Source organism: Streptomyces sp. NPDC091271 (genome assembly GCF_044757505.1).
In the GTDB taxonomy this organism is placed as follows: Bacteria; Actinomycetota; Actinomycetes; order Streptomycetales; family Streptomycetaceae; genus Streptomyces.
The window spans coordinates 1,147,482-1,162,879 of the sequence record NZ_JBIVVD010000001.1; the positions used below are offsets into that span (position 1 = coordinate 1,147,482).

Sequence of the window (15,398 nt, forward strand, 5' to 3'; positions counted from 1 at the left end):
GTGCGCGCGATCACACCCACTGCCGGATGACGGGCGCCGTACCGCTCAGTACATTCAGGTAAACCCTCGTTCACAACCGATCCCAAGGGGCTGCGCCTCATGTCAGGAACGACCGGAACCACCTCAGTGATCGTCGCGGGCGCGCGGACGCCCATGGGCCGTCTTCTCGGCTCGCTGAAGAGCTTCTCCGGGGCCGATCTCGGAGGCTTCGCCATCAAGGCGGCGCTGGACCGGGCCGGCATCGGCGGGGACCAGGTCGAGTACGTGATCATGGGCCAGGTGCTCCAGGCCGGGGCAGGGCAGATCCCGGCACGTCAGGCGGCCGTCAAGGCCGGCATCCCGCTGAACGTCCCCGCGCTCACCGTCAACAAGGTGTGCCTCTCGGGGCTCGACGCGATCGCCCTCGCGGACCAGCTGATCCGCGCCGGCGAGTTCGACGTCGTGGTGGCCGGCGGCCAGGAGTCCATGACCAACGCCCCGCACCTGTTGCCGAAGTCCCGCGAGGGATACAAGTACGGCGCGGTCGAGATGCTCGACTCGATGGCGTACGACGGTCTGACCGACGCCTACGAGAACATCCCGATGGGCGAGTCCACCGAGAAGCACAACACCCGCCTGGGCCTCGCCCGCGCGGACCAGGACGAGATCGGGGCCCTGTCCCACCAGCGCGCCGCCGCCGCCCAGAAGAACGGCATCTTCGAGGCCGAGATCACGCCCGTCGAGATCCCGCAGCGCAAGGGCGACCCGGTCCTCTTCGCCAAGGACGAGGGCATCCGCCCCGAGACGACCGCGGAGTCCCTGGGGAAGCTGCGCCCGGCGTTCACCAAGGACGGCACGATCACGGCGGGCACCTCCTCGCAGATCTCCGACGGCGCCGCCGCCGTCGTCGTCATGAGCAAGGCCAAGGCCGAGGCGCTGGGCCTGGACTGGATCGCCGAGATCGGAGCCCACGGCAATGTGGCGGGCCCGGACAACTCGCTGCAGTCGCAGCCGTCCAACGCCATCCGCCACGCCCTGAAGAAGGAGGGCATCGGCGTGGAGGACCTCGACCTCATCGAGATCAACGAGGCCTTCGCGGCGGTCGCGGTCCAGTCGATGAAGGACCTCGGCGTCACCTCCGACAAGGTGAACGTCAACGGCGGCGCGATCGCGCTCGGCCACCCCATCGGGATGTCCGGCGCCCGTGTGGTGCTGCACCTGGCGCTGGAGCTGAAGCGGCGCGGCGGCGGCACCGGCGCGGCGGCGCTGTGCGGCGGCGGCGGTCAGGGCGACGCGTTGATCATCCGCGTACCGGGCAAGTAGTCCGTACGAGCGAGCGAGGAGGCCGAGTGTGAAGGTGGATGTCCCCACCCTGGTCGAGCAGGCACGTGAGGGCAGGCCGCGTGCGGTGGCCCGGCTCATCTCCCTGGTGGAGGGTGCCTCGCCGCAGCTGCGTGAGGTGATGGCCGCCCTGGCGCCGCTGGCGGGCCACGCCTACGTCGTCGGCCTGACCGGATCGCCGGGTGTCGGCAAGTCCACCTCGACCTCGGCGCTGGTCTCCGCCTACCGGAAGGCCGGAAAACGGGTCGGCGTCCTGGCCGTCGACCCGTCGTCGCCGTTCTCCGGGGGCGCGCTCCTCGGTGACCGGGTCCGGATGTCGGAGCACGCCTCCGACCCGGGCGTCTACATCCGCTCGATGGCCACCCGGGGGCACCTGGGCGGCCTGGCCTGGTCGGCGCCGCAGGCGATCCGGGTGCTGGACGCGGCGGGCTGCGACGTGATCCTCGTGGAGACGGTGGGGGTGGGCCAGTCGGAGGTGGAGATCGCCTCCCAGGCCGACACCTCCGTCGTCCTCCTCGCCCCGGGCATGGGCGACGGCATCCAGGCGGCGAAGGCCGGAATCCTGGAGATCGGCGACGTGTACGTGGTCAACAAGGCCGACCGGGACGGTGCGGACGCCACCGCCCGCGAGCTCAACCACATGCTGGGCCTGGGCGAGTCCCGGGGGCCCGGCGACTGGCGGCCGCCGATCGTGAAGACGGTCGCCGCCCGGGGCGAGGGGCTCGACGAGGTGGTCGAGGCCCTCGAGAAGCACCGGGCGTGGATGGAGGAGCACGGCGTCCTGGCCGAGCGGCGCACCGCGCGTGCGGCCCGCGAGGTCGAGACGATCGCGGTCACCGCGCTCCGCGAGCGGATCGCCGATCTGCACGGCGACCGCCGGCTGGACGCCCTCGCGGAACGGATCGTGGCCGGAGGTCTCGACCCGTACGCGGCGGCGGACGAGCTGGTCGCGGGACTCACCGGCGGGAACTGACGGTTCCCGGGCGGCGTGCGGGCCGCCCGGGAGCCACCGTCAGGCGGGCGACGGATCAGTCGTCGTCGCCGTCGTTGTCGTCGTCCTGGTCCACGGTGACCTTGCCGCTCTTGGCATCGACGTGCAGCTCGTGCTGCTTGCCGTCCTTGCCCGCGACATCGACGTCCCAGCGCAGCGCATCGCGCTTGCCGTCGTCATCGTCGTCGTCCAGGTCCACCGACGTCACCGTGCCGGGCTGCGCGCCGAGCGCCGCCTTCACCGCGGCGTCCAGGGACACGGCCGCCGCACGGGGCGCGTGCCGGTCGCGGTCGTCGTTCTCGTCGTCCTCGCGGTCGGACAGCACCTTGCCGGTGCCGGCGTCCACGGTCACGTCGTGCCAGACCTTGTCGGAGCCGTACACGTCGAGCTCCCAGACCGTACGGTCGCTGTCGTCGTCATCGTCCAGCTCGGCCTCGGTGACCGTGCCGGGGACGGCCTTCAGTGCGGCGCCGGTGGCCGCGTCGACGGTGGTGCGTGCGGTCCTCTGCTCCCCGGTGTTGTCCGCCGCCCGGTCCGCCGTGGCCGTCCGGTCGTCCTTGCCACTGCTGTCGGAATCCGCGAAGGCGGCGGTCGTGGCGAGTCCGCCGCCGACCAGTACGGCCGCGGTGAGGGTGGCGATGGCGATGTTGCGCTTCATGGTGGGTTCCTCCCCGATGGGGTGTGCTGTTCTGAGCGACGGGAACCACACTGGCCCGGCGATGCTGAACGCAGCCTGAAGCCACCTGAAGGCGTCTTCAGGTTCGGTTTGCGAAGCTGTCCCCATGCGCCTGTTGATCGTGGAGGACGAGAAGCGTCTCGCGACGTCCCTCGCGAGGGGGCTCACCGCCGAGGGCTTCGCCGTCGACGTCGTGCACGACGGCCTGGAGGGCCTGCACCTGGCAGGCCAGGGGGTCCACGACCTCGTGGTCCTCGACATCATGCTGCCCGGGATGAACGGCTACCGGATCTGCGCCGCCCTGCGCGCCGCGGGGCACGAGATGCCGATCCTGATGCTGACCGCGAAGGACGGGGAGTACGACGAGGCGGAGGGCCTCGACACCGGCGCCGACGACTATCTGACCAAGCCGTTCTCGTACGTCGTGCTCGTCGCGCGGATCCGGGCGCTGCTGCGCCGCCGCGGCGGCTCCGCCTCGCCGGTGCTGACCGCCGGCACGCTGCGGATGGACACCGCCGCCCGCCGCGTCCACCGGGGCGAGGAGGAAGTCACCCTCACCGCGAAGGAGTTCGCCGTCCTGGAACAGCTCGTGCTGCGGGCGGGCGAGGTGGTGAGCAAGGCGGACATCCTGGAGCACGTCTGGGACTTCGCCTACGACGGCGACCCGAACATCGTCGAGGTCTACATCAGCACGCTGCGCCGCAAGCTCGGCGCAGCGTCGATCCGCACCGTACGGGGCGCGGGCTACCGGCTGGAGGCGCTGTGAGGTCCGTACGGGCCAGGGCCGCCCTGGGCGCCACCCTCGTCGTCGCCGTCGCGCTGACCGCCGCGGGGCTGGCCGTGCTGCTGGTGCTGCGTGGCAACCTGACGGACCGGGCGGGCCTGGAGGCCGAGGTGACCGCGCGCGAGGTGGCGGCGGAGCTGGCCGCGGGCAGGGCGTACGCGGACCTGGAGGCGGGCGACGAGGACAGCCACCCCGTCCAGGTGACCGACGAGGCGGGGCGCGTGGTGGCCGTCTCCAAGGACCTGGAGGCGATCAAGGGGACGGGCACGGCACAGGTCGTACCGGTCTCCCCGGCGCCGGTCCCCAGCCCGGGCGACGACGATGACGACGATGACGACGCGAGCGACCCGCCCCGCAGCGAGGTCTCCTCCGACCCGCCGGACTTCACGAACGGCACCGCCACGGTCGACGGGGAGACGGCGGACTACCGCTTCGCCACCGTCGAGGTGACCACGGGGGAGGACATCACCCTGACCGTCCACGCGGGCGCCCCGCTCGCGGCCGAGCAGGAGGCGGTGAACACCGTACGCAACTCCATGCTGACCGGACTGCCCGTCATGCTGCTCGTCGTCGCCGGGGTGACCTGGCTGGTCACCCGCCGGGCCCTGCGCCCGGTGGAGGGCATCAGGCGGGAGCTGGCCGCGATCACCGCGTCCGAGGATCTCGGGCGCCGCGTGCCCGAGCCGGACTCCCGGGACGAGGTCGCGCGGCTGGCCCGTACGACCAACGAGACCCTCACCGTGCTGGAGGCCTCGGTCGACCGGCAGCGGCGCTTCGTCGCCGACGCCTCGCACGAGCTGCGCAGCCCGATCGCCTCGCTCCGCACCCAGCTGGAGGTGGGCGAAGCCCACCCGGAGCTGCTGGACGTGCCCGGCGCCGTCGCCGACACCGTACGGCTGCAGGTGCTGGCCGCCGACCTGCTGCTGCTCGCCCGGCTGGACGCGGGGGAGCGCCCGGGGCGCACGGCGGTCGACCTGGGCGCGCTGGTCCGCGAGGAGGTCTCCCAGCGTGCGGCGGACCGGATCGCGCCGGAGGTTTCCGTGGCGGACGCCGATCCGCTCGAAGTGGGCGGATCACGCGGTCAGTTGGCCCGGGTCGTCGGCAATCTGCTGGACAACGCCGAGCGCCACGCGGAGCGTTCGGTCGCCGTCTCGGTGCGGGCGGACCGGGGCGATGTGCTCGTCGAGGTCACGGACGACGGAGCGGGCGTGCCCGAGGCCGAACGGGACCGGATCTTCGAGCGTTTCGTACGCCTGGACGACGCCCGCAGCCGCGACGACGGCGGGGCCGGGCTCGGCCTGGCCATCGCCCGTGATGTGGCCTCCCGGCACGGAGGCACCCTCACGGTGGGCGAAGGGGTGGGCGGCGGCGCGCGGTTCACCCTGCGGCTGCCCGGGCGGCCCGGGGCGGCAGCGGCTGACGACGGCTGACGGCCGGACGCGCTACGGCTTGCCGCGCCGGCCGCGCAGGTGCTCGGCGATCGGGGTCAGCGCCGCGTGCAGTGCGGACAGCTCCTCGGGGGAGAGCAGGTCCATGAAGTGCTTCCGCACCGACTCGACATGGTGCGGCGCGACCTTCCGCATCGTCTCGCCGCCCAGGTCGGTGAGGACCGCGAAGAGCCCGCGCCGGTCCGACTCGCAGTGTTCGCGCCGGACCAGGCCGGCGTTCTCCATGCGGGTGATCTGGTGCGAGAGCCTGCTCTTGGACTGCAGGGTGGCGGCGGCGAGATCGCTCATCCGCAGACGCCGGTCCTCCGACTCCGAGAGGTTGACCAGGATCTCGTAGTCGTTCATGGTCAGGCCGAACGGCTGGAGGTCCTTCTCCAGCTGATGCGTCAGCAGCCTGCTGACGTCCAGGTGGGTGCGCCAGGCGCACTGCTCCGCATCGGTCAGCCAGCGGGTGGCCGTCTCGGTCTCCATGTATGGATTCTACCTAAGATGTTGAAAGCCGGACGAAGTCTGGGAGTGTGACTCCTCGCACGCACTGCCGGGCGTCACACTCCGCAGACTACCGTTCACAGCCCGAAGCGACGCTGGAGGTCCCCCAGCTGACCGGGCATGCGAGGTGCGGAGCCGTGTTGACCGCCGCCGCCCGGCACGCCCGGCTCGTGCGGGACGACGCCGGTCGCCTGCTCGGGCATCAGGGCCTCGGACGACTGGAGCAGCACCGTGCCGGCCCCGACGAACTCGAACTGGTGCTCCTCGCCCGAGGTGCCGCCGATCCCGGTCAGCGAGCGCAGCCCGCCCATCACGCCCGTCATGTAGCCGTGATCGTAGTGGTGGCACGGCGAGGGGCAGTCCGCCCACCCCACCAGCGCCTGCGGATCCACCCGCAGCGGCGGCTCCATGAAGACCACCGGGCCGTTGGACGCGGCGACGAACTTCCCCGTCCCGATCAGGGTCAGGAAGCCCGGAACGATCGACTGCTTCAGCGCCAGCGTCGGCTGGTAGGCCAGCAGATTGCCGGACCGGATCGTCAGGTTGCCGTCCTCCAGGTCGAAGGAGTTCACGTCGAAGGCCCGGTCGGCGAGCAGCATCTTGCCGCTGCCCTCGGCCACCACCCAGTCGCTCGCGTGCAGCGGGGAGTGGAAGCTCGTGCGGATCAGCCGCTCGAAGCGCCCGTGTCCGATGCCGTTGAAGTCGATCTGCCCGTAGTAGGCGATCATCTTGCCCTTCTGCAGGAACCACTGGCTCCCCTTGAGCTCCACGCAGAAGGTGTACGCGTTGACGTTGTCGTCCGACGGCAGCGTCATCGGATCGAGAATCACCGGCGTGCTCAAAGCTTCTCCTCCGAGGCCTGGACGTACACCGCTCCGTTGCCGCTGAGCTCCAGCTGGAACGCCTCACCGGAACCGCGTCCCACCATGTCGCGCCAGCCGAGCGCGGTGGACAGCTTGTTGGTCACGTCCCCGTGGTGGGCGACGTACGCCTGCGGGTCCACATGGACCGGCCTCCCCGGCGTGATCGGCAGCTCGATCACCCCGCCGTGCGCCATCACGGCGACCGCGCCGTGCCCCTTGAGCGTCGTCGTGAACAGGCCCTGCCCGGTCACCTGGCCGCGCACCATGCCCATCACACCGCCCTGCGAGCCCATGAACATGGTGCCCTGCTGGAGCGTCCCGTCGAAGGCGAGCAGCCGGTCCGCCTCCACGTACAGGGTGTCGCCGGCGAGGTCGATCACCTGGATGTGGTGGCCGCCGTGGCCGAACATCACCGTGCCGCTGCCCTCGACGGTCATCAGCGGGGTCGCCTCGTTCGCCACCCGCCGGCCGATCATCGACCCCAGGCCGCCCTGCCCGCCCTGGATGTTCGGCGTGAACGAGACGTCGCCCCGGTAGGCGAGCATCGCGCCGCGTTGGCTGTACAGCGTCCGGCCGGGCCCCACCACAGCCTCGACCACTTTCGAGTTGATCTCACGGAACGGCATCAGACATCGCCTCCGACGGTGTTCCGCTCACTGGGCTGTACGTAGACGAGGCCGTCGCCCTCGAAGCGGATCTGGAAGGACTCGCCGGAACCCTCGCCCATGAGTGTCCGGAAGTTGACCCCGGACTGGAAGTGCTGCTGGAGCCTGCCCTGGTGGGCGATGTAGGCGCCGGGGTCGACGTTCAGCGGGTACTGGGGTGTCACCCGCAGCACCACTGCGGAGCCGTCCGACATGATCGCCGCCTGGCCGGTGCCCTCGACGGTCGTGGTGAACAGGCCGTTGCCGCTCGTCCCGCCCCGGAGCCCCGTGAAGGTGGTGCCGGTGCGCAGCCCGGCGTCGGTGGCCAGGAGATTGCTCGCCTCGACGTACAGCGTCTCGCCGCGCAGCGAGACCAGGTTGATCTCGCTCGCCCGGTCGGCGAAATAGCAGGTGCCCTGCCCCCTCACCTCCATCATGACCATCTGCTCGCCGGTCAGCCGGCGGGTCACCATGCCGCGGAGGCCCTCACCGCCGCCCGACATCTTCTTGAACGCCATCTGGCCGTCGTACGCGACCATCGAGCCGTTCTTCGCCTTTACGGCATCGCCTGTCAGGTCGACGGCTAGCGTCTTGCTGCCTTGGAGTCGGAACATCGCCACAGTGCGACGTTAGCCGCAGGGGAGCCCGGCCGGACAGGGCCCGGCGGCCGATCCCGACCCCGACACGACCCTGATATGCGCGGATACGTGCCACGGGGCCCGGACACGGACCCCCTGCCTGGAGGGGCCGGGAACGATGCCACAATGGACGTGCTTGTGCCTGCTTTCACAAGCCGACACGCCCCTCCCACCCACCGAAGGTGCCCTCGTGGACATCAAGACCGCTTCCGCCCTGCACCGGCTGCGCCTCATCTCGCTTCCCGAGGCGCTGTCCTTCCCGGCGCTGATCCTCTTCGGCTCGGTGCTCAGCCGGGTCTCGGACATCGACTTCCTGATGATGCCGCTCGGCATGCTGCACGGCATCCTCTTCACGATCTACCTGGTGTTCCTGCTGGACGTGTGGGCCAAGGCCAAGTGGCCGTTCAAGCGTGTCGCCCTGTTCTTCCTCCTCGCTGTGCTGCCCTTCGGCGGGCTCTACGGCGAGAAGCTGCTCAAGAAGTACGAGGCCGACGGCGTCATCGCCGCCCGCGCCCGCGCCGAGGGGACGGTCAGCGCGTGATCGTCGCCTTCTCCGTCAGCCCCCTGGGGGTCGGCGAGGACGTCGGTGAGTACGTCGCCGACGCCGTCCGTGTCGTCCGTGAGTCCGGGCTGCCCAACCGCACGGACGCGATGTTCACCTCGATCGAGGGCGAGTGGGACGAGGTCATGGACGTCGTGAAGCGTGCCGTGGCCGCCGTCGAGGCCCGTGCGGGCCGCGTCTCCCTCGTGCTGAAGGCCGACATCCGGCCGGGCGTCACCGACGGTCTGACCTCCAAGGTCGAGGCGGTGGAGCGGCACCTGGCGGGCTGACGCCCCGTCCGCGCACCGGCCCCACGCGCACGATGAGCCCCCGACGCCTTCCGGCGACGGGGGCTCGTTCCGTTCGGGCGAAGAAATCCGCTCACTCGGACCTGCCGGGTCGACACCCCGTGGGTTCTCCCCTTCTGTGGGGACACCGGCATATCCGACCGTTGGAGGCGCGATGCCGTCGGAAAGACGTGACCACGACCGGGGCGGCAGCCGCGGCCTGCCTGCCGGGCCGCTCGCGGAGCTCGCGACCGGGTACCGGGTGCGGTACCGCGGCCTCCTCCGCACCGGGTGGCACCGAATACGAGTGGTCATCCCGCTGACGCTCGCCCCCGTGTCCGCAGGGCTCGTGCTGCTCTTCCTGGTCCTGCCCGCGCACCGGGCCGTGCGCGGGAACGGCCAGGCGTGGCTCGGTCTCGCCGACTCCGTGACCGTGGTGTGCCTCGGCCTGGTCGCCGTGGTCGCACCGGTCGGCCTCGCCCTGGCCGTGCACGCCGTGACGGTGGCCAGGGACCCGGTCCCGGTGACGCCCGAACCCGGCACCCGGGTCGCCTTCCTCGCCACGTACGTACCGGGCAGGGAGCCCCTCTCCGCGGTGCGCGCCAACCTGGAGGGTGCCGCTCGGATGCGGCACCCCGGGCCGCTGGACGTCTGGCTGCTCGACGAGGGCGACGACCCGGAGGCCAGGATGCTCTGCGCGGAGCTGGGCGTGCACCACTTCACCCGCCTCGGCGTGCCCGAGTGGAACCAGGAGGAGGGGCCGCACCAGGCCGGCACCGAGCACGGCAACCGCAACGCCTGGATCGCCAAGCACGGTGACGCGTACGACCTCCTCGCCTCCGTGGACACCGGTCACGTCCCGCTGCCCGGCTTCCTGGAGCGGACGACGGGCTACTTCCGTGACCCGGACACCGCGTTCGTCGTCGGCCCGTGGCCCGCCGGGGACCACGACTTCCACGCGCTGGTGCAGCGGGCGGGCAACCGTTACGGCGCACCCGTGCTCGCCGGCCCCGGGAGCGTCGTACGCATCGCGGCACTGCGCCAGGCCGGCGGCTTCCACGGCTCCGGCACCGAGGACACGACGACGGGTCTCGAGATCCACCGGCGCCGGAACCCTGGGACCGGGCAGTACTGGCGCTCCGTCCACACCCCGGACGTGCCGGCCTCCCGCGAGGGGCACGTCTCCCCGGCGGACCGCCACGGCCGGTGGCCGCAGCGGTCCCGGGCGGAGCTGTTGCGGCAGTACGGGAAGGCGCTGTTCCGGGTGCCGCCCGGCCGGCTCATCGGCTACACGCTGCTCCTCGTCCACCATCCCGTGGCCACCGCCGCCGGTCTGCTCGGCGTGCTGAGCTGCCTGGCGGCCACCGTCCACACGGCGGCCCGTGGCTGGGCGGTGCTCGCGCTGCTGATCGCCCTCGCGCCGCTCGCGGCCCGGTCCTTCACGCTGCTGCGGGAGCGCGGGTACGGAGGAGGCGCACGGCACCGGTCCCGCGTCCCCGGTCCGGGCCAGGAGACGGAGCCCGCGCTCGCCACCGCCGCGGGGACCCCGGCCGCGGGAAGCTGACCCGCCGGCCTGCCCGGACGACGCGCTCACGGCTCCTGCGCCGCCAGCGCGATGCCCAGCGGGGTGCGCTCGTACAGCACCTGGTGCCCGTAGCGCCGCGAGGTGAGCAGGCCCGCCGCGCGCAGCGCCGACAGGTGCGCCGACACGGAGGACGGGGCGAGCGAGAGCCGGTGCGCCAGCGCGCTCGTCCCGGCCGGTTCACCGAGGGCGCACAGCACGTCGGCTCGGGCCCTTCCCAGCAGCCGGGCGAGCGCGTCCGGCGTCCGGTCGGCGGACTCCGTCCACAGTCCGCCGATGCCGCGTGCCGGGTAGATCACCGCGGGCTGCCAGGGCGGCTCGTAACCCCCGACGACGTCCGGCCAGACGAAGACACTGGGCATCAGGACGAGCCCCTGCCCGCCCAGGACCCGGCTGTGGTTCCCGCTGGTGCCGGCCACCGTCAGGGTCGAGTCCGTCCAGCGCAGCCGTGGGCTGATCTCGCCGAGCAGCCGCTCGAAACCGACCTCGGCGAGGCGGCGCGAGTGGTAGGCGACGTCCGCCTCCAGCAGGGCGCGCAACCGGGGCCAGTGCGGCTCGATCATCACCTCCCACGCCCGCTCCAGCAGGTCCGCCAGCTCCTGGACCGCGCGAGCCGGGTCGGCCAGCATCCGTTGCCCGGCGGGGGAGCGCAGGCCACCCGGGATGTCGGCGAGCGCGAGCGCCATGTCGTCGTGGGCGGTCGCCGGATTTGTCGCGCGCACGGCCGCGATCTCCTCGGCGAAGGTGGCGAGCGGCCCGAGCGGCGGCGGACAGATGAAGTCCGGGTTGTAGCCGCCCTCCGGCATCAGCAGCCACAGCGGCGAGAGGTCCAGCCCGGCGGCGTCCTTCCTGACCCGCCGCAGCCAGGGCAGGTGGTAGCCGTGCCGGGCGGGGCGGTGGAGCAGGCGCACGGCCTCCTGCGTCTCCCAGAGCGGGGAGAGCGCGAAGCGGCAGCGGAGCAGATCGCTCTCGTCGAAGTGCAGATGGAACGGCATGGTGCCCACTCGAGTTTCGGCGTGAGCCGAAAGTCTACGGAAGGGCCGAGTCTCCGAGCCACGCTGCGTCCATGCCGAACGACACCACCCCGGCGGGTACACCCCGCGAAACGCCCGCCGTCGAGGCGCTGTCCCCGGCCCTGTCTCCGGAGCGGAACTCCTCCTCCGACCCGGGCTCCGCCCCGGAGACAGAACCCCGAGTGAAGGGCTACCGCGCGGTCTTCGCCGTACGGGAGTTCCGGGCGGTCTTCGCCGCCCATCTGTTCTCCCTCCTCGGTGTGGTCGTCAGCGAGCTGGCACTCACCGTGCTGGTCTACGACCTCACCGGCTCGCCCCTCCTGTCCGCCCTCACCTTCGCGCTCGGCTTCCTGCCGTACATCGTCGGCGGCACGCTCTTCGCCGGGGTCGCCGACCGGTACCCCGCCCGCCGCGTCCTCGTCACCTGCGACCTGGTCTGCGCCGGCTGCGTCGCCGTGATGGTGCTCCCCGGTACGCCCGTCGCGGGGCTTCTCGCGCTGCGCTGCCTGGTGGCCGCGATCGCGCCCGTCTTCACCGGGACACGGACGGCGGCCCTCACCGACATCCTCGGGGAGGGCGACCTCTACGTCCTCGGCCGCTCACTGCTGCGCCTGGTCTCGCAGAGCGCCGTGCTCGTCGGCTTCGGGGCGGGCGGGCTGCTGCTCACCGCGCTGTCCCCGCGCGGGGCGATCACCGTCACCGTGGTGACGTTCCTCTGCTCGGCGGCGCTGCTGCGCCTCGGCACCCGGGACCGGCCCGCCCGCACGGGAGGGGACGCCGGCGGCACGCTGCTCAAGGAGTCGCTCGCCGGGGCCCGAGCCGTCCTCGGCGACCGCAGGATCCGGGGGCTGCTCCTGCTCTTCTGGGTGCCGGCCTTCTTCGTGGTCGCCCCGGAGGCGCTCGCCGCTCCGTACGCGGCCGAGATCGGTGCCGGCCCGGCCGTCGTCGGACTTCTGATGTGCGCGATGGCCGTCGGCCACATCGGTGCCGAGCTGTACGTGGCGACCGCGCTGGGCCCCCGCTCCCGCTCCCGGATCGTGCTGCCGGCCGCCGCACTGGGGCTGCTGCCCCTCGTGGTGTACGCGTTCCGTCCGGGGGCCGCCCTGACCATGGCCGCCCTCGTCCTGGCCGGGGCCGGCGCGGCGTACATCATCGGGCTCGACCAGTGGTTCGTCGAGGCGGTGCCCGAGCATCTGCGGGGGCGGGCGATGACGCTCCTCACCGCCGGGCTGATGACGTTCCAGGGGCTCGGCATGGCTCTCGCGGGGCTGGCGGCGGAGTTCCTTCCGGTGCACCAGGTGGTCGCGTACTCGGGGGTGGTGGGTACCGCCTGCACACTCCTGCTGGTGGTCGAGGTGCGTAGAACAGGCGTCCGGTACCGAAGTGCGAGACGGTGCTGACCGCCATGTGACCAGTGGGTAAGGTCGTTGCCGTGCCGAAGCCGCTCAGCCTCCCCTTCGATCCCATCGCCCGCGCCGAGGAACTCTGGCACCGGCGCTGGGGGCCGGTGCCCTCCATGGGCGCGATCACGTCGATCATGCGTGCGCAGCAGATCCTGCTCGCCGAGGTGGACGCGGTGGTGAAACCGTACGGGCTGACGTTCGCCCGCTACGAGGCGCTGGTCCTGCTCACCTTCTCCCAGGCCGGCGAGCTGCCGATGTCCAAGATCGGCGAGCGCCTGATGGTGCACCCCACCTCCGTGACGAACACCGTCGACCGGCTGGTGCGCTCGGGGCTGGTCGACAAGCGCCCCAACCCCAACGACGGCCGCGGAACGCTCGCCTCCATCACGGACAAGGGCCGCGAGGTCGTCGAGGCGGCCAGCCAGGACCTGATGGCGATGGACTTCGGGCTCGGGGCGTACGACGACGAGGAGTGCGCCGAGATCTTCGCCATGCTCCGGCCGCTGCGGGTCGCCGCCCAGGACTTCGAGGACAAGTAGGGCCTTTCGTGAGGGGCAGGGCGCCGCAAGATCGCCCCGGCCTCCCGGTTACGCTCGATGTCATGAAACGCAGTGTGCTGACCCGCTACCGGGTGATGGCCTACGTCACCGCCGTGATGCTGTTGATCCTGTGCGTATCCATGATCTTCAAGTACGGCTTCGACACCGGTGAGAGCGTGACACTCGTCGTCTCGCAGGTCCACGGTGTCCTCTACATCATCTACCTGATCTTCGCCTTCGACCTCGGTTCCAAGGCGAAGTGGCCGGTCGGCAAGCTGCTCTGGGTGCTGATCTCCGGAACGATCCCGACCGCCGCGTTCTTCGTCGAGCGCAAGGTGGTCCGGGAGGTCGAGCCGCTGATCGTCGACAGCTCCCCGCAGGCCGTCAAGGCCTGATCCGCACGACCCGAACCGCCCCGCGCGAAGCGCCGGGCGGTTTGCCGTCGACATTTACTAGGACGTCCTAGTAAATTTGATTCCATGGACGCTCATGCGATCGAGGAAGGCCGCCGCCGCTGGCAGGCCCGTTACGACAAGGCCCGCAAGCGCGACGCGGACTTCACCACGCTCTCCGGTGACCCGGTGGAGCCGGTGTACGGGCCGCGCCCCGGCGACACGTACGAGGGCTTCGAGCGGATCGGCTGGCCCGGCGAGTACCCCTTCACCCGGGGACTCCACCCCACCGGCTACCGGGGCCGCACCTGGACCATCCGCCAGTTCGCCGGCTTCGGCAACGCCCAGCAGACCAACGAGCGGTACAAGTCCATCCTGGCCAACGGCGGCGGCGGGCTCAGCGTCGCCTTCGACATGCCGACCCTGATGGGCCGCGACTCCGACGACCCCCGTGCGCTCGGCGAGGTCGGCCACTGCGGCGTCGCCATCGACTCCGCCGCCGACATGGAGGTCCTGTTCCAGGACATCCCGCTGGGCGACGTCACCACCTCGATGACGATCAGCGGTCCCGCCGTCCCCGTCTTCTGCATGTACCTGGTCGCCGCGGAGCGTCAGGGCGTCGACCCGGCCGTGCTCAACGGCACGCTCCAGACCGACATCTTCAAGGAGTACATCGCGCAGAAGGAGTGGCTCTTCCAGCCCGAGCCGCATCTGCGCCTCATCGGCGACCTGATGGAGCACTGCGCCCGCGACATCCCCGACTACAAGCCGCTGTCGGTCTCCGGCTACCACATCCGCGAGGCCGGGGCCACGGCCGCACAGGAGCTCGCGTACACCCTGGCCGACGGCTTCGGCTATGTGGAGCTCGGTCTCTCCCGGGGCCTCGACGTCGACACCTTCGCTCCCGGGCTCTCCTTCTTCTTCGACGCGCACCTCGACTTCTTCGAGGAGATCGCCAAGTTCCGCGCCGCCCGCCGGATCTGGGCCCGCTGGATGAAGGAGACGTACGGCGCGAAGACCGACAAGGCGCAGTGGCTCCGCTTCCACACCCAGACCGCCGGTGTCTCGCTCACCGCCCAGCAGCCGTACAACAACGTCGTACGCACCGCCGTGGAGGCGCTGTCCGCCGTCCTGGGCGGCACCAACTCCCTGCACACCAACGCCCTGGACGAGACGCTCGCCCTGCCCTCCGAGCAGGCGGCCGAGATCGCGCTGCGCACCCAGCAGGTGCTCATGGAGGAGACCGGGGTCGCCAACGTCGCCGACCCACTGGGCGGGTCGTGGTACGTCGAGCAGCTCACCGACCGCATCGAGGCCGACGCCGAGAAGATCTTCGAGCAGATCAGGGAGCGCGGCACCCGGGCGCACCCGGAGGGCCGGCACCCCATCGGACCGATGACCTCCGGAATCCTGCGTGGCATCGAGGACGGCTGGTTCACCGGCGAGACGGCCGAATCCGCCTTCCGTTACCAGCAGTCGCTGGAGAAGGGCGAGAAGCGGGTCGTCGGCGTCAACGTCCACCACGGGTCCGTCACCGGCGACCTGGAGATCCTGCGCGTCAGCCACGAGGTCGAACGGGATCAGGTGCGCGAGCTCGCCGGGCGCAAGGAGGGCCGCGAGGAGGCGAAGGTCCGTGGCGCGCTGGACGCGGTGCTGGCCGCCGCACGCGACGGCTCGAACATGATCGCGCCGATGCTGGAGGCCGCACGGGCCGAGGCGACCCTCGGCGAGATCTGCGGGGTGCTGCGCGACGAGTGGGGCGTCTACACGGAGCCGCCAGGCTTCTGA

General features: G+C 71.5%; 17 protein-coding genes. 11 read left to right on the forward strand and 6 right to left on the reverse strand.

Translation table 11 applies throughout. The features are described 5' to 3' along the window. Positions 1-99 precede the first annotated feature (99 nt). Both ACIQM3_RS05550 and meaB read left to right on the forward strand, forming a co-directional pair. On the forward strand, positions 100-1,302 hold the full coding sequence (locus tag ACIQM3_RS05550; protein WP_401619101.1) for an acetyl-CoA C-acetyltransferase: 1,203 nt from the start codon (positions 100-102) through the stop codon (positions 1,300-1,302). Positions 1,303-1,330: 28 nt separating this feature from the next. Then, positions 1,331-2,293 carry a methylmalonyl Co-A mutase-associated GTPase MeaB gene (gene meaB / locus ACIQM3_RS05555; RefSeq protein WP_362936533.1) on the forward strand — a complete coding sequence of 321 codons (963 nt, stop codon included), beginning with the start codon at positions 1,331-1,333 and terminating at the stop codon, positions 2,291-2,293. A gap of 55 nt (positions 2,294-2,348) precedes the next feature. Here the strand turns inward: meaB and ACIQM3_RS05560 are convergent, their stop codons facing one another. Beyond that, entirely contained in the window at positions 2,349-2,969 is a 621-nt protein-coding gene (locus ACIQM3_RS05560; protein WP_401619105.1) for a PepSY domain-containing protein, read from the reverse strand. Between the two features lie 124 nt (positions 2,970-3,093). Between ACIQM3_RS05560 and ACIQM3_RS05565 the strand changes: the two genes are divergently transcribed. Beyond that, positions 3,094-3,753: a response regulator transcription factor gene (locus ACIQM3_RS05565; RefSeq protein WP_401619108.1), complete on the forward strand. Its 660-nt coding sequence runs from the start codon at positions 3,094-3,096 to the stop codon at positions 3,751-3,753. Next, positions 3,750-5,201, forward strand: coding sequence for an ATP-binding protein (locus ACIQM3_RS05570; RefSeq protein ID WP_401619111.1), 1,452 nt, complete (start codon positions 3,750-3,752; stop codon positions 5,199-5,201). The genes ACIQM3_RS05565 and ACIQM3_RS05570 overlap by 4 nt, the downstream gene beginning before the upstream one ends. A gap of 12 nt (positions 5,202-5,213) precedes the next feature. On the opposite strand, the gene ACIQM3_RS05575 is transcribed toward ACIQM3_RS05570, so the two are convergent. From ACIQM3_RS05575 to ACIQM3_RS05590, 4 genes are all read right to left on the reverse strand, one after another. Continuing rightward, complete coding sequence (locus tag ACIQM3_RS05575; protein WP_401619114.1) at positions 5,214-5,690, reverse strand: MarR family winged helix-turn-helix transcriptional regulator; 477 nt, start codon at positions 5,688-5,690, stop codon at positions 5,214-5,216. A gap of 95 nt (positions 5,691-5,785) precedes the next feature. After that, a complete protein-coding gene (locus tag ACIQM3_RS05580; RefSeq protein ID WP_401619117.1) occupies positions 5,786-6,550 on the reverse strand; it encodes an AIM24 family protein in 765 nt (254 codons plus the stop codon). Beyond that, complete coding sequence (locus tag ACIQM3_RS05585) at positions 6,547-7,197, reverse strand: AIM24 family protein (RefSeq protein ID WP_401619120.1); 651 nt, start codon at positions 7,195-7,197, stop codon at positions 6,547-6,549. Before ACIQM3_RS05585 ends, ACIQM3_RS05580 begins: the two co-directional genes overlap by 4 nt. Continuing rightward, positions 7,197-7,829, reverse strand: coding sequence for an AIM24 family protein (locus ACIQM3_RS05590; RefSeq protein ID WP_401620011.1), 633 nt, complete (start codon positions 7,827-7,829; stop codon positions 7,197-7,199). Before ACIQM3_RS05590 ends, ACIQM3_RS05585 begins: the two co-directional genes overlap by 1 nt. Positions 7,830-8,043: 214 nt before the next feature. On the opposite strand from ACIQM3_RS05590, the gene ACIQM3_RS05595 reads away from it, so the two are divergent. The 3 genes from ACIQM3_RS05595 to ACIQM3_RS05605 all read left to right on the forward strand — a co-directional run bounded on the left by ACIQM3_RS05595 (position 8,044) and on the right by ACIQM3_RS05605 (position 10,245). Next, on the forward strand, positions 8,044-8,394 hold the full coding sequence (locus tag ACIQM3_RS05595) for a DUF3817 domain-containing protein (RefSeq protein WP_099174426.1): 351 nt from the start codon (positions 8,044-8,046) through the stop codon (positions 8,392-8,394). Then, positions 8,391-8,684: an MTH1187 family thiamine-binding protein gene (locus ACIQM3_RS05600; RefSeq protein WP_401619123.1), complete on the forward strand. Its 294-nt coding sequence runs from the start codon at positions 8,391-8,393 to the stop codon at positions 8,682-8,684. Before ACIQM3_RS05595 ends, ACIQM3_RS05600 begins: the two co-directional genes overlap by 4 nt. Positions 8,685-8,856: 172 nt before the next feature. Then, positions 8,857-10,245: a glycosyl transferase gene (locus ACIQM3_RS05605; protein WP_401619126.1), complete on the forward strand. Its 1,389-nt coding sequence runs from the start codon at positions 8,857-8,859 to the stop codon at positions 10,243-10,245. A 26-nt stretch (positions 10,246-10,271) separates the two neighbouring features. On the opposite strand, the gene ACIQM3_RS05610 is transcribed toward ACIQM3_RS05605, so the two are convergent. Further along, positions 10,272-11,258, reverse strand: coding sequence for a DUF5937 family protein (locus tag ACIQM3_RS05610; protein WP_401619129.1), 987 nt, complete (start codon positions 11,256-11,258; stop codon positions 10,272-10,274). A 71-nt stretch (positions 11,259-11,329) separates the two neighbouring features. Here ACIQM3_RS05610 and ACIQM3_RS05615 point away from each other — a divergent pair, with 71 nt between their 5' ends. The 4 genes from ACIQM3_RS05615 (at position 11,330) to ACIQM3_RS05630 (ending at position 15,398) form a co-directional block, all read left to right on the forward strand. Continuing rightward, positions 11,330-12,676: an MFS transporter gene (locus ACIQM3_RS05615; protein ID WP_401619132.1), complete on the forward strand. Its 1,347-nt coding sequence runs from the start codon at positions 11,330-11,332 to the stop codon at positions 12,674-12,676. A gap of 32 nt (positions 12,677-12,708) precedes the next feature. Continuing rightward, the gene (locus ACIQM3_RS05620) at positions 12,709-13,218 is read left to right on the forward strand and encodes a MarR family transcriptional regulator (RefSeq protein WP_356711533.1); all 510 of its coding nucleotides are present in this window, start codon (positions 12,709-12,711) and stop codon (positions 13,216-13,218) included. A 62-nt stretch (positions 13,219-13,280) separates the two neighbouring features. Then, a complete protein-coding gene (locus tag ACIQM3_RS05625; protein WP_401619134.1) occupies positions 13,281-13,613 on the forward strand; it encodes a DUF3817 domain-containing protein in 333 nt (110 codons plus the stop codon). 84 nt (positions 13,614-13,697) lie between these two features. Beyond that, complete coding sequence (locus tag ACIQM3_RS05630) at positions 13,698-15,398, forward strand: methylmalonyl-CoA mutase (RefSeq protein ID WP_401619137.1); 1,701 nt, start codon at positions 13,698-13,700, stop codon at positions 15,396-15,398.